We start from the raw sequence: 13,530 nt of genomic DNA on the forward strand, positions 1-13,530 counted from the left end.
CATGGCCAAGATGCGCGCAGCCGACGCTGCCGTCAAGATCCTCGAACTCGAAGGCGCTACCACGGCATTCGGACTCCCGGGTGCTGCGATCAACCCGTTCTACGCCGCAATGCGTGATCACGGCGGTATTCGCCACGTCCTGGCTCGCCACGTCGAAGGCGCCTCGCACATGGCCGAAGGATTCACTCGGGCTGCCGCAGGCAACATCGGCATCTGCATCGGCACTTCGGGTCCGGCCGGTACCGACATGATCACCGGACTGTATTCCGCTATGGCCGATTCGATTCCGATTCTCGCCATCACCGGCCAGGCGCCCGTCGCACGCCTGCACAAAGAGGACTTCCAGGCCGTCGACATTGCCTCCATCGCCGCACCGGTGACGAAGATGGCGATGACCGTCCTCGAACCGGCGCAGGTCCCCGGGGCATTCGCTCAGGCGTTCCACCTCATGCGCTCCGGACGTCCCGGACCGGTGCTCATCGATCTGCCCATCGACGTGCAGCTCGCCGAGATCGACTTCGACCCCGACACGTACCAGTCGCTTCCCGTACACAAGCCGCTGTGTTCGCGTGCACAGGCCGAGAAGGCCATCGACATGCTGCTCGCGTCGGAACGGCCATTGATCGTGGCAGGCGGGGGCATCATCAACGCCGATGCCTCGGACCTACTCGTCGAGCTGGCGGAGCTTCTCGACGTGCCCGTCATCCCGACGCTCATGGGCTGGGGCACTATCCCCGACGACCACCGGCTGGCTGCAGGAATGGTCGGCCTCCAGACTGCGCACCGATACGGAAACGCGACGCTGCTCGCATCGGACTTCGTCCTCGGCATCGGAAACCGCTGGGCCAACCGCCACACGGGTGGACTCGATACCTACCGCAAGGGCCGCACGTTCATCCATGTCGACATCGAGCCGACGCAGATCGGTCGCGTCTTCGCACCCGATTACGGCATCATCTCCGACGCCAAAGCCGCACTCGAGCAATTCGTCGCGGTCGCCCGCGAGCGCAAGACCGCAGGACAGCTCAAAGACTTGACGAGCTGGGTGTCCGACTGCGCCTCCCGCAAGCGCACCATGCACCGCCGCACTCATTTCGACAACGTCCCGATCAAACCGCAGCGCGTGTACGAGGAGATGAACAAGGTCTTCGGCCGCGACACCCGCTACATCAGCACCATCGGCCTCTCCCAGATCGCAGGCGGTCAATTCCTCCACGTGTTCTCACCGCGAAACTGGATCAACTGCGGGCAGGCCGGGCCGTTGGGCTGGACCATTCCCGCCGCTCTCGGTGCTGTTGCTGCGGATCCCACTGCTGATGTCGTTGCGCTGTCCGGGGACTACGACTTCCAGTTCATGATCGAGGAACTTGCAGTCGGCGCGCAGTTCAACCTGCCGTACGTGCATGTGGTGGTCAACAATTCCTATCTCGGACTGATTCGCCAGGCGCAGCGAGCATTCGACATGGACTTCTGCGTGCAGCTCGGTTTCGACAACATCAATCACCACGAGGACCTGGACAACCAACCCGGGATCCCCAAGGGATACGGCGTCGACCACGTGCAAGTGGCAGAGGGGTTGGGCTGCAAAGCACTCAGGGTCACCGAGCCCGCGTTGATCGGCGAGGCCCTGACCCGAGCACGGACACTGGCGTCCGAGCACAAGGTCCCGGTCGTCGTCGAGATCGTTCTCGAACGTGTCACCAACATTTCGATGGGCACCGAGATCGACAACGTCGGTGAGTTCGAGGAACTCGCCGAGACGTCCGCCGACGCGCCGACCGCCCTGCTGTTACTGGACTAGACATGACTCGAATTCTTCTGGCTCCGGACAAGTTCAAGGGATCGCTGACGGCCGTGGAGGTCGCCGACGCACTGCGGGCAGGCCTCGTGTCGGCCGATCCGTCACTGGACATCGTGACCCTCCCAGTCGCGGACGGGGGTGACGGCACCGTAGACGCTGCCGTCGCCGCCGGATGGCAGTCCGTCGCCGTGTCCTGCGAGGGCCCGACGGGCCTGCCGGTGGACACGGCATATGCCCGCCGCGGTACCTCGGCCGTCGTCGAACTCGCATCCGCAGTAGGCCTCGAACTGCTCGACACCCTCGATCCGCTCGGGGCGAGCACATTCGGACTCGGAACAGTCATCGCGCATGCCGTCGACGGCGGGGCCGAACACATCGTTCTCGGACTCGGTGGCAGCGCCTCCACCGACGGCGGCGCAGGCATGCTGCAGGCCTTGGGGGCTCGCATCCTCGACGCAGACGGCAACGACGTCGGTCGCGGCGGCGGTGCTCTGCGAGGTGCGGTCAGGCTCGACACCTCGGCGATGTGGCGCCCACGGATGCAGCTGGCGTGCGACGTCGACAACCCTCTGCTGGGACCTACCGGGGCAGCCGCTGTCTACGGCCCGCAGAAAGGGGCGGGTCCACAAGAACTGCTCTGCCTGGAACACGCGATGCGACAGTGGTCGCACGTCGTCCGCTCCGCAATCGGTCGGGATCTCAGTGGTGTTGCCGGTTCCGGTGCAGCCGGCGGAACCGGATTCGGCGCGCTCGCTGTATTGGGTGCCGACATTCGACCCGGCATCGCCACGATGCTCGACCTCATCGAGTTCCATCGGCATCTCGCGTCGGCGGATCTCGTTGTCACAGGCGAGGGTTCGCTCGACGAGCAGTCACTGCACGGTAAGGCACCGATCGGGGTGGCGGCGGCAGCCCGAACGGCAGGCGTCCCGGTGTTCACAGTGTCCGGGCGTCGCACCGTCGCGGCAGACCGTTTGCGCGAGTACGGCATCGTCGACTCGTACACACTGGCCGATCTCGAACCAGACCCGGCCGCGTCGATGCGCGATGCGGCCGCACTCTTGAGCAGGGTCGGTGAATTCATCGCCCTCTCCGCCACTATTTCCGAAGGAGTTTCATGACTACACCTGACTTCACGTTGTTGACCGACCTTGCCTCTCGTGCACTCGGCGGGAGCGTATCGGCCGCGAACGACGAGCTCTTCGCGCAGCGCGAGAACCTTATTCGCCCCGAGGCACCGTTCTTCGATCCGCACGAATTCGGGCACAAGGGCAAGGTCTACGACGGCTGGGAGACTCGTCGCCGCCGGGACGAGGGCGGCCACGACTGGGCTGTCGTTCGGCTCGGTGCTGCCGGAATCGTGCACGGCGTTGTCGTCGACACCGCGTATTTCACAGGCAACTACCCCCCGTTCGTATCGGTGGAGGCTGCGTTCGTCGAGGGCTACCCGTCGATCGACGAGGTGTTGAAGGCCGACTGGCAGACCATCGTCGCGAAGGCACCGGCCGAGGGCGACACCGCCAACTTCTACGAGGTGGCGGATCGGCATCGCTGGACCCACGTTCGGCTGTCGATCTATCCCGATGGCGGTGTCGCTCGGTTCCGGGTTCACGGAGAGGTGGTTCAAAATCCAAGATTCTTGGGCGGCACAGTGGATCTGCTCGCTGCCGAGAACGGTGCGCGACTCGCAGAGTGCTCGGATGCGTTCTACTCCTCCCCCGCCAACATCATTCTTCCCGGCAGGGCACGCAACATGGGCGAGGGCTGGGAGAACTCTCGGCGACGCAACGGCGGAAACGACTACGCGATCTTCGAGCTCGCAGCTCCCGGTGTTGCGCGACATGTGGAGGTCGACACGAGCTACTACGTCGGCAACGCGCCAGGCTGGATCAGGCTCAGTGCCATCGACTCTCGTCGGCGACACAAGGCCGATCACACCGCATGGACCGAGATCCTTCCTCGCACGGCCGTCCAACCGGATACCCGGCACCGCTTTCTGATCGAGAAGTCCGACGCGTACACACACCTGCGACTCGACGTCTACCCGGACGGTGGCCTGTCCAGGCTGAGACTGTTCGGCGAACTCGACGGCGAGGCTCTGGATTCCGTCGACCAGGCGTGGCAAGCGTCGTCACCCGAGCTCGTCACGAGTCGACATGCCTGAAAAGTTCGACCTGCTGATCCGCGCGCCGCGCGCAATCGTCGACGGTCGGGAACGCGCGGCGAACGTCGGAGTCCGCCGCGGCCGCATCGTCGCTTTGGACGCCCACGACACCCATGCCGCCGATGAGGTCGTCGAGCTCGGACCTGACGAGGTACTACTTCCCGGGCTGGTCGACACCCACGTCCATGTCAACGAACCAGGGCGCACGGAGTGGGAAGGGTTCGCCAGTGCGACCCGGGCCGCTCGCGCCGGCGGGATCACGACAATCGTCGATATGCCGCTCAACAGCATTCCGCCGACTGTCGATGTCGACGCTCTCAGCGTCAAACGACGGGTGGCGGCCGACAAGTCGGTGGTGAACGTCGGGTTCTGGGGTGGTGCAGTTCCCGGGAACCTCGAGCAATTGCGTCCGCTGCACGACGCGGGAGTCTTCGGTTTCAAGTGCTTTCTGCTGCATTCGGGTGTGGACGAATTCCCGCCGCTGTCCCTGCCCGAACTCGAGAAGGCGTTGATCGAGATAGCGTCGTTCGACGGGTTGATGATCGTGCATGCCGAGGACGCAGCAGTCATCTCCTCCGCCCCATCGGCGTCGGGTACCTCGTACTCGGGATTCCTCGACTCACGCCCTCGGGCTGCCGAGAATCAGGCGATCGCCCAGGTGATCGACCTGTCGAGGCGTACCGGCTGCCGGGTGCACATCCTTCATCTATCGAGTGCGGATGCACTCCCCATGATTGCCCAAGCTCGACAAGACGGGGTTCGCGTGACTGCGGAGACGTGCCCGCATTACCTGTGTTTCGACGCCGAGGACATTCCTCCGGGCGCAACGCAGTTCAAGTGCTGCCCACCCATCCGCGAGGCAGGCAATCGAGAACTGTTGTGGCAGGGCCTTGCCGACGGCGTCATCGACACAGTCGTCACCGACCACTCCCCGTCGACCGTCGATCTCAAGCGCCTCGACACCGGCGACTTCGGTGACGCGTGGGGCGGTATCGCGTCGTTGCAGGTGTCGCTTCCTGCGGTGTGGACCGAGGCGTCGAGACGCGGGTTCGCACTGGCAGACGTGGTCCGCTGGATGGCAACGAACACCGCCGATCAGGTCGGGATGCCCGATCGAGGACGTATCGCGGTAGGTGCCGTCGCAGATCTGGTCGTCTTCGCCCCGGACGAGGAGTTCACCGTCGATGTGGCAGCGCTGCATCACAAGAACGCCGTGACGGCCTACGACAAACTCGGCCTGCGTGGAGTTGTTCGTCGGACGTGGGTGACTGCAGCTTCGCTGCTCGTGCGCGCGTAGTTACGGCAGAGGGGCTACCTCCGCGCACGGTGAGCGAACATGCGCGGGTCGAGTCAGCTCCCTATGCCGTTCTCGCACTCTCGGCCCGATCGCCGGGCGTGGAGTCACGACCCGCGATCCAACCGCACACCGACAACGGGATCATCAGCACCAGTAGTGCGGCGAGGGTTGCAGTCCACGAACCCGTCGCGCTGTGAAGTGCCCCGCTCAGCAACGGCCCCGTCGCCGCGACGAGGTATCCCACCGATTGAGCCATTGCCGAGAGACTCGTGGCGGTCGCAGCAGTCCGGGCGCGGAGGTTCATCAATGTCAGCGCGAGCGAAAGTTGCGCCCCCTGCCCGAGTCCGAGCAGAATTGCCCACCCGACCGCTCCCCCGACGCCGCCGGCGACGACTCCGGTCAGTCCTGCGACGGACAATCCTGCCGCAGCGACGGCGAGGACACTCTGACTACGCAACCGAGCGGCGAGGATCGGAACGGTGAGTGCCGTCGCAATGCTCGAGATCGACAGCGCTGTCAGCAGCAGACCTGCGTTCTCGGCGGTGAGGCCGCGGTCTCGGTAGATCGTGGGGAGCCACGCGATCATCGAATAGGCCAGCAGCGATTGCAGACCCATGAATCCGGTGATGGCCCACGCGACCGGTGAACGGAGCACATCGGATTGCCACCGCGGACCGGCAGATGCCGGTGATGTCGCGATCGGAACGAAACGGCGGCGCCTCCACGCGACCAACGCCATGGCCGCAACGGCGAAAACGGCGGGCACCGCCCACAGAGCGAGCGTCACACGCCAATTGTGCAAGAACCTGGCATCGAGCAGAGGAGTTGCTCCGGAGGCGATTCCGGCACTCGCGCTGATCAACGCAGTGAACAAGCCTGTCATCAGCCCGATCCGATGAGGAAAGAGCAGGCGGATCAGTACCGGACCGAGCACGTTCGCTACCGCGATACCGACGCCCGCTATGAGCGTTCCGCCCACCAATGCGAGCCACCACGGCAACCCCCGCAGCACCGTCCCGATGAGGACGAGAACCAGACAACCGGTCAGCACGGCGGGCACGGTCCAGCGTCGAATCGCCCGTGTTGCGGCCAGCGCGAACACTCCGAGACACAGAACCGGACCTGTGGTCAACAACGCGGCGGATCCTGAGCCGAGCTGGTACGTCCCACGGATTTCGACGAGCATCGACGATGCGCTTCCGAACACCAAGCGCAGGTTGATCCCGAGTAAGACGACGGCCAGCACTGCTACGCCGACGCCAACCGCAGACAAGGGCGTCGTCCGGTCTTCGGTCGAGATATCGCCGGACGTTCCCGGCTCCCCGAAATCGGCCATGCGCGAGCTCCTCCCCCGCGCCGACCCCGCAGGAGGTAACCGAGTGGAACGGCGTCGACGCTTCTTCGACGGTATCGGACCCCGGGTGCGCCGCAACGCACCCCCTCGGGGCATCGGGTGCCGCGTACTGACGACGCAGGCCAGGTCGCCGACCGTGAGCGCGTAGTTACCCTGGGCGGTACTTACGCGAACACGGGCGGCGAAGCCGCCGAGCCATGGATCGGGCCCCGAGTTCCGACGAGCGGCAGTGCGCTCCCCCCTCGGCGGAGGGCGACGAACTCCGCTGCAATTGCAAGCGCAGTCTCCTCCGGCGTGCGGGCCCCCAGGTCCAAGCCGATGGGTGACCGCAACCTCGACAACTCGTCTTCAGTGAGCCCGACTTCCCGCAACCGATGCAATCTATCGAGATGTGTTCGGCGAGAGCCCATTGCACCGACGAACGCCACGGGCAGTCGCAGTGCAACCTTCAGCAGGGGAACATCGAATTTCGCGTCGTGGGTCAGAACGCAGACGACGGTCCGTGAATCCACGGCAGTCCGAGCGAGATACGAATGCGGCCACTCGGCCACGACCTCGTCCGCGACGGGAAAGCGGGCGGACGTGGCGAAGACGGGGCGGGCATCGCACACCGTGACGTGGTAGCCGAGGAACGAGCCGAGCGAAGACAATGCCGTCGCGTAATCGATTGCGCCGAAGACCAACAGCCGCGGTTTCGACGCGTAGGACTGAATGAACACTTCGAGCTCCGGCCTGCATCGGATCGACCGTATTCCCGAGGAACCCGAATCGAGCATGGCCAGCGCTTCGTCGACCAGAACACCGTCGATATCGGCGTACCCGGTCGTTCCCGACACGCCGTGCTCGCCGACGACCACACGAGCGCCAACCCCGTCCAACACCTGCGCGACCGCCACCTCGGCCCCCGCGGCGACCGCGTCGACGATCGACGCAGGCGGGGCCACCGATACGAAGACCTCGATCACCCCGCCACACGTCAATCCCACTGCGAACGCATCGTCGTCGCTGTAGCCGAAGACTTCCCGGACGGACGTGCCGCTTGCCAGAACCTCGCGGCACAGCTCGTACACCGCGCCCTCGACGCATCCACCCGACACGCTGCCCACGGCCTCGCCCTCTGCATTGACGGCCATCGCCGCCCCCGGCAGGCGAGGCGCGCTGCCGGAGACGGCGACGACGGTAGCCATCGCGTAGGGCATACCGTCGGACTGCCATTCGACGAGCTGCGGCGCGATGTCACGCATCACGAGATCCCGAGGGCTTCTTCGATGGGGTGCAGTGCGAAGTAGACCAGGAAGATCGTCGACATCACGTAGAGCAGCCAATGAGTCTGGCGCGTCTTACCTTTCGCCACACGGACCAGCGTGTAGGCGATGACGCCTGCCGCCACGCCGACCGTGATCGAGTAGGTGAACGGCATCAACACGATCGTCAGGAACGCCGGGATGGCGATGTCCGTGTCTGCCCAGTCGATCTTGCGAACGTGAGTCATCATCAGTGCGCCGACGAGCACGAGCGCGGGTGCTGCGGCACCCACCGGTACCACGCCGGCAAGCGGGGTGAAGAAGATCAAACTCGTCAACAATCCACCGGTGACGACGCTTGCGAGGCCGGTTCGTGCACCCTCGGTCACGCCTGCCGCGGATTCGACGACGGCGGTGTTGGCCGAACCGTTGATCGCGCCGCCGAGAATCGCGCCGAAGCCGTCGACGGTCAGAATACGGCTGAGCCCCGGCATCTTTCCTTGCTTGTCGACCAGGCCCGCTTCCTCACCTACGCCGAGAATGGTGCCCATGGCGTCGAAGAAACCGGACAGCACGAGAGTGAACAGAACCACCGAGGCGGTGACGACACCGGCACGGGCAAACCCACCGAAGAGGTCGACGTCGAACATCAAACCGAACTGAGGGGTGGCGACGATGGAATCCGGCACCTTCGGCACGACAGGCCCCCACGATTCGGGATCGATGTCGAGCACCGAATTCAGGACGATGGCCAAATTGGTTGCCACGAAGATGCCGATCAGCATCGCACCGGGTACCCGTCGGACGAACAGCATGAGCATAACGACGAGCCCGACACAGAACACGAACACCGGCCAACCCGCGAGCTTGCCGAACGTACCGAGTGTCACTGCGGTAGCAGCAGCCTCGTGATGGCCGACGAACCCTGCATCGACGAGACCGATCAGTGCGATGAACGCACCGATGCCGACGCCGATCGCCTGCTTGAGCACCAACGGTATGGCGTCCATGATGAGCTGCCTGATACCGGTCAAGGCGAAGATCACGATGACCACGCCCTCGAGCACCACGAGTCCCATCGCCTGCGGCCACGTCATGTACGGGGCTGCCTGAAACACCACGATCGGCGTGACACCGAGCCCGGCGGCCATGGCCAGAGGTGCATTGCCGACGACTCCCATGAGCACCGTCGTCAACCCGGCGGACAGCGCCACCATGGTCGACAGTTGCGCTGGGTCGAGCGTCGCCCCGGTGACGTCCTTGGCGTCGCCGATGATCAGAGGGATGAGCACGATGAGATACGCCATCGCGACGAAAGTAGTGACTCCGCCTCGTATTTCGCGGGACACCGTCGAGCCTCGACTGGAGATCGAGAAGAACTTGTCCACTTGGGACACGCTTCGTTCGCTGGTGCTGGATGAATCGAGCTGTGTCATGACAATGCCCTCCCAGGGCTGTGATGGCCGAGAAAAGACTTCACTCGCATACCCGGGGAGTTGGCACGAGAGGGTGCATTTGGTCGGCCTGGATGAGATGGATCAGCTGCCCACGATGTGTTCGGGGCGGATAGGGACGCGCATGAGAGCCAGTCCGGTGGCGTCGCGGATCGCGGCGACGACAGCCGGTGTGGAGGAAAGTGTCGGTGGCTCGCCTGCACCGCGAAGACCGTAGGGCGCGAGCGGGTCTGCGTTCTCGAGTATGTCGAGCTTCATCGGCGGCATGTCCAGGATCGTTGGAATGAGGTAATCGGTGAACGACGGGTTCTTCACGAGACCGTCCTTGACGACGATCTCCTCCATGACCGCGAGGCCGAGTCCTTGCGCCGATCCGCCGTGAATTTGGCCCTCCAAGGAAAGCCTGTTGAGAATCTTCCCGACGTCTTGAACAGCCGCCATTTCGACGACCTTCACCAATCCCAGCTCGACGTCGACATCCACCACTGCGCGGTGCACACACAGCGCCAACTGGGTGTGGCTCGCACCCTGGCCGGTGACCGGATCCATTCCGCTGGTAGGCCGGTGGTGGAATTCGCGGGTCTGCTCGATGACCCGTTCGCCCAGAACGTCCTCGATCGTGGCAAGAACGCCATCGGGCGAGACGATCTTGCCGCCGTCGAGACTGAGGTCCGCTGTTGCCCGTCCCACGTACAGACCCGCAAGAACGAACACAGCTTCACGGACTGCTTCGCACGCGGCTTTCACTGCACCGCCGGTCATGTAGGACTGGCGTGATGCCGAGGAGGAGCCTGCGTTGCCGACCTTCGTGTCCGCCGGCGCGATGACCACCTTGGTCACCCCGAGTTCGGTCCGCGCGATCTGAGCTTCCAATGTCACCAGGCCCTGGCCTACTTCGGCCGCGGCGGTGTGCACCAATGCTGTTGCCTCACCGCCGATCACTTCGAGTCGTACACGAGCCGTCGAGTAGTCGTCGTAGTTCTCCGAAAAGCAGATGTTCTTGATGCCCACGCCGTACCCGATACCGCGTACGACGCCTTCGCCGTGGGTTGTCTGCGACGCGCCACCCGGAAGATTACGGATGTCCGACGCATCGAGCGGGGCGGGCAGTTCCATCGCCTCGGCCCTGGCAAGCATCTCTGCGAGTGGAGCAGGCGCCTCGATTACCTGGCCGGTTGCCAGAATCGATCCCTGGCTCACCGCGTTGATCTGCCGGATCTCGATCGGGCCGATTCCGCAGGCCTCGCCGAGCTTGTCCATCATCGACTCGTAGGCGAAACATGCTTGTACGGCGCCGAATCCGCGCATCGCTCCGCACGGTGGATTGTTGGTGTAGACACCGTAGGCATCGATCTCGATGTTCGGAATGATGTACGGTCCGACCCCGAGCGATGCGGCGTTCCCGACGACGTTGAGCGTCGCCGAGGTGTAAGCACCACCGTCGAGGATGATCTCCACATCGGCGTAGAGCAGCTTTCCGTCGCGAGTTGCGCCGTACTCGTAGTGCATCTGCGCCGGGTGGCGATGCACGTGACCGAAGAAGGATTCGTATCGGTTGTAGACGATCTTGACCGGCTTGCCGGTATGCATGGCCAACATCGCCGCATGGATCTGCATGGACAGGTCCTCGCGCCCACCGAATGCGCCGCCGACTCCTGCGAGAGTCATCCGGATTTTCTCTTTCGGCAGACCGAGGCACGGCCCGATCTGTTCGAGGTCGTTGTGCATCCATTGTGTGGCGACGTAGAGATCGATTCCGCCGTCTTCGCCTGGGATCGCAAGACCCGATTCTGGTCCGAGGAAAGCCTGGTCCTGAATACCGACGGAGAATTCGCTCTGCACTACGACCTCGGCGACCGCCCGAGCCCTGGCAACATCACCCACCCGTACCGGCTGGTGGCGCGCCACGCCTCCACGCTGCTGAACCTTGGGATAGGTCGGGTCCAACGCCGCACGTCGAGCGTCGGTAAGAGGTTCCATCACCTCGTACTCGACGAGAATCTTCTCCATCGCCCTGCGCGCGGTCTCGGGATGATCTGCTGCGATCAGGGCGATCGGTTCACCCTCGTGCCGCACCTCGTCGAACGCCAGAACCGGTTGATCCCAGGTGTGATCGAGTCCGAAGCACTTGCGCCCCGGCACGTCCTCGTGTGTCAGAACGGCTTCGACGCCCGGCACCGCAAGAGCTTTCGAGATGTCGACCGAAACGATGCGGGCACGCGGGTGCGGGCTGCGAAGTGTGGCGCCCCACAGCATTCCGTCGATGAACAGGTCGGAGGAGTACGCGAACTCTCCCTTGACCTTCAGCGTGCCGTCGGGACGAAGCGGACTGTCGCCCACCCGGCCCCGGCCGGGGGCCGCGATGTCCTCGGGTGCCCTCGTCGGTGTAGTCACAGGACGTCCTCCGCCAATGTCATGAGCCGACGGTGCGCGTCGACGCCTTCCTGCGCCACTGCATCCTGAGGTGCACTCACCAGTACGTCGTCTTCGACGATGGTGCGGCCACCGACCAGGAGGCGGGCCAACGGCGGAGTCTGCCCGTAGGCGAAGGCCACGATCGGGTCGTCGACGGCGGAATAGAAGCCATCGGTCTTCCACAGAGCCAGATCGGCGACCTTGCCCACCTCGATGGATCCGATCTCGTCCTGGCGGCCGAGTACCGTTGCGCCGCCTAGAGTTCCGATTTCCAACGCCTGACGCGCCGTGAGTGCGGTCGGACCGAACTTCGCGCGCTGCATGTACATCGCCTGACGAATCTCTCCGGCGAGAGGCACCATCTCGGCCGAGGCGCTGCCGTCGACGCCGAGGCCGACGGGTGCGCCCGCCGCAAGGAGATCCGATATCCGAGCAATTCCTGCACCCAGGCGTGCATTGGAGCTCGGGCAGTGAGCTGCGCCGGTTCCGGTGGCGGCCATTTTCGCGATATCGGAGTCGTGCAGATGTACAGCGTGGGCGAACCATACGTCGTCGCCGAGCCACCCGACCTGTTCCATGTATTCGACAGGGGTGCAGCCCATCTGAGCGATGCAGTGCTCTTCCTCGTCCAGAGTTTCCGCGAGGTGCGTGTGCAACCGCACGCCTTTGCTCCGCGCCAGTGCTGCGGACTCGACGAGCAGGTCCTTGCTGATCGAGAACGGCGAGCACGGTGCTACGGCGATGCGCAGCATCGATCCGAACGAACTGTCGTGGTAGATGTCGATCGCATCCGAGGTGGCAGTGAGGATGTCGTCGAGACTTTCCACGACCTCGTCCGGGGGCAGACCGCCGTCGGACACTCCTCGGTCCATCGACCCACGGCAGGGCTGGAAGCGAACGCCGATACGACGAGCGGCGTCGATCTCTGCGGCGAACAGATCACCGCGACCCTTCGGAAAGATGTAGTGATGATCGGTCGTCGTCGTACATCCGGACTTCGCCAACCAGGCAAGACCTGCGGCGGCAGCACCGCCGACGACCTCGGCATCCATCTTCGACCACGGCTTGTACAGGGCAACGAGCCATTCGAACAACGTGTTGTCCTTGGCCAGTCCCTGTGAGGCCCACTGATACAGATGGTGGTGAGTATTGACCAGACCGGGAGTCAGGAGACCACCCCTGGCGTCGATCACCTCGGCCCCCTCGAGCGCAGGCGCGTCACCGGATCCGAGTGCCGAAATGATCCCGTCCTCGATCGCGACGTATCCACGCGGTATCTCGTGTCCGACGATAGGTGCGATGTACGCGTTGTGGATGATCTGACGAGTCATCGGGATTCGGCCTTTCGAGTTGCAGCGAGACGTACTGCGTCGAGGATCTTTTCGTATCCGGTGCAACGGCACAGGTTGCCGGCGAGCGATTCGCGGATCTCCGCATCGGAGGGGTTGGGCACTCGTTCGATCAGGTCGTGCGCCTGAACGACGAGCCCCGGCGTGCAGAAGCCACATTGCACAGCGCCGCATTCGACGAAGGCTTCCTGCATCGGATCCAACTTCTCACCCTGTGCGAGACCTTCGACCGTCCGGACCCGACGGCCTTCGACCTGCCCGGCAGCGACGAGGCATGCGCAGGCGGGAATTCCGTCGAGATACACGGTGCAAGAACCGCATTCGCCCTGTTCGCATGCATTCTTCGATCCTGGCAATCCCATTCGTTCCCGAAGGAGATACAGCAGGCTCTCACCCTCCCAGACGTCGTCGGCTTCGAGTTCTTTGCCGTTGACCGTGCAATTGACGCGCAT

At 64.2% G+C, this 13,530-nt stretch carries 10 protein-coding genes; 4 read left to right on the forward strand and 6 right to left on the reverse strand.

The features are described from left to right. Nucleotide 1 precedes the first annotated feature (1 nt). From gcl to allB, 4 genes are read left to right on the forward strand one after another with little or no spacing between them, the layout of a single operon-like run. Entirely contained in the window at nucleotides 2–1,801 is a 1,800-nt protein-coding gene (gcl, locus tag D8W71_RS20320) for a glyoxylate carboligase (protein ID WP_121116010.1), read from the forward strand. Between the two features lie 2 nt (nucleotides 1,802–1,803). Then, nucleotides 1,804–2,922: a glycerate kinase gene (locus D8W71_RS20325; RefSeq protein ID WP_121116012.1), complete on the forward strand. Its 1,119-nt coding sequence runs from the start codon at nucleotides 1,804–1,806 to the stop codon at nucleotides 2,920–2,922. Next, complete coding sequence (alc, locus tag D8W71_RS20330) at nucleotides 2,919–3,965, forward strand: allantoicase (RefSeq protein WP_121116014.1); 1,047 nt, start codon at nucleotides 2,919–2,921, stop codon at nucleotides 3,963–3,965. The genes D8W71_RS20325 and alc overlap by 4 nt, the downstream gene beginning before the upstream one ends. Beyond that, nucleotides 3,958–5,262 carry an allantoinase AllB gene (allB, locus tag D8W71_RS20335; protein ID WP_121116016.1) on the forward strand — a complete coding sequence of 435 codons (1,305 nt, stop codon included), beginning with the start codon at nucleotides 3,958–3,960 and terminating at the stop codon, nucleotides 5,260–5,262. The genes alc and allB overlap by 8 nt, the downstream gene beginning before the upstream one ends. A gap of 61 nt (nucleotides 5,263–5,323) precedes the next feature. Here the strand turns inward: allB and D8W71_RS20340 are convergent, their stop codons facing one another. From D8W71_RS20340 to D8W71_RS20365, 6 genes are all read right to left on the reverse strand, one after another. Further along, complete coding sequence (locus tag D8W71_RS20340) at nucleotides 5,324–6,598, reverse strand: MFS transporter (protein WP_161965473.1); 1,275 nt, start codon at nucleotides 6,596–6,598, stop codon at nucleotides 5,324–5,326. A gap of 182 nt (nucleotides 6,599–6,780) precedes the next feature. Further along, a complete protein-coding gene (locus D8W71_RS20345) occupies nucleotides 6,781–7,860 on the reverse strand; it encodes an XdhC family protein (protein ID WP_121116020.1) in 1,080 nt (359 codons plus the stop codon). Beyond that, a complete protein-coding gene (locus D8W71_RS20350; protein ID WP_121116022.1) occupies nucleotides 7,860–9,296 on the reverse strand; it encodes an NCS2 family permease in 1,437 nt (478 codons plus the stop codon). The genes D8W71_RS20345 and D8W71_RS20350 overlap by 1 nt, the downstream gene beginning before the upstream one ends. A 102-nt stretch (nucleotides 9,297–9,398) precedes the next feature. Next, on the reverse strand, nucleotides 9,399–11,708 hold the full coding sequence (locus D8W71_RS20355) for a xanthine dehydrogenase family protein molybdopterin-binding subunit (protein WP_236077522.1): 2,310 nt from the start codon (nucleotides 11,706–11,708) through the stop codon (nucleotides 9,399–9,401). Beyond that, nucleotides 11,705–13,060 carry an 8-oxoguanine deaminase gene (locus D8W71_RS20360; protein WP_201265146.1) on the reverse strand — a complete coding sequence of 452 codons (1,356 nt, stop codon included), beginning with the start codon at nucleotides 13,058–13,060 and terminating at the stop codon, nucleotides 11,705–11,707. The genes D8W71_RS20355 and D8W71_RS20360 overlap by 4 nt, the downstream gene beginning before the upstream one ends. Further along, a complete protein-coding gene (locus tag D8W71_RS20365) occupies nucleotides 13,057–13,530 on the reverse strand; it encodes a (2Fe-2S)-binding protein (protein WP_121116026.1) in 474 nt (157 codons plus the stop codon). Before D8W71_RS20365 ends, D8W71_RS20360 begins: the two co-directional genes overlap by 4 nt.

Source organism: Rhodococcus sp. P1Y, assembly GCF_003641205.1.
GTDB lineage: Bacteria > Actinomycetota > Actinomycetes > Mycobacteriales > Mycobacteriaceae > Rhodococcoides.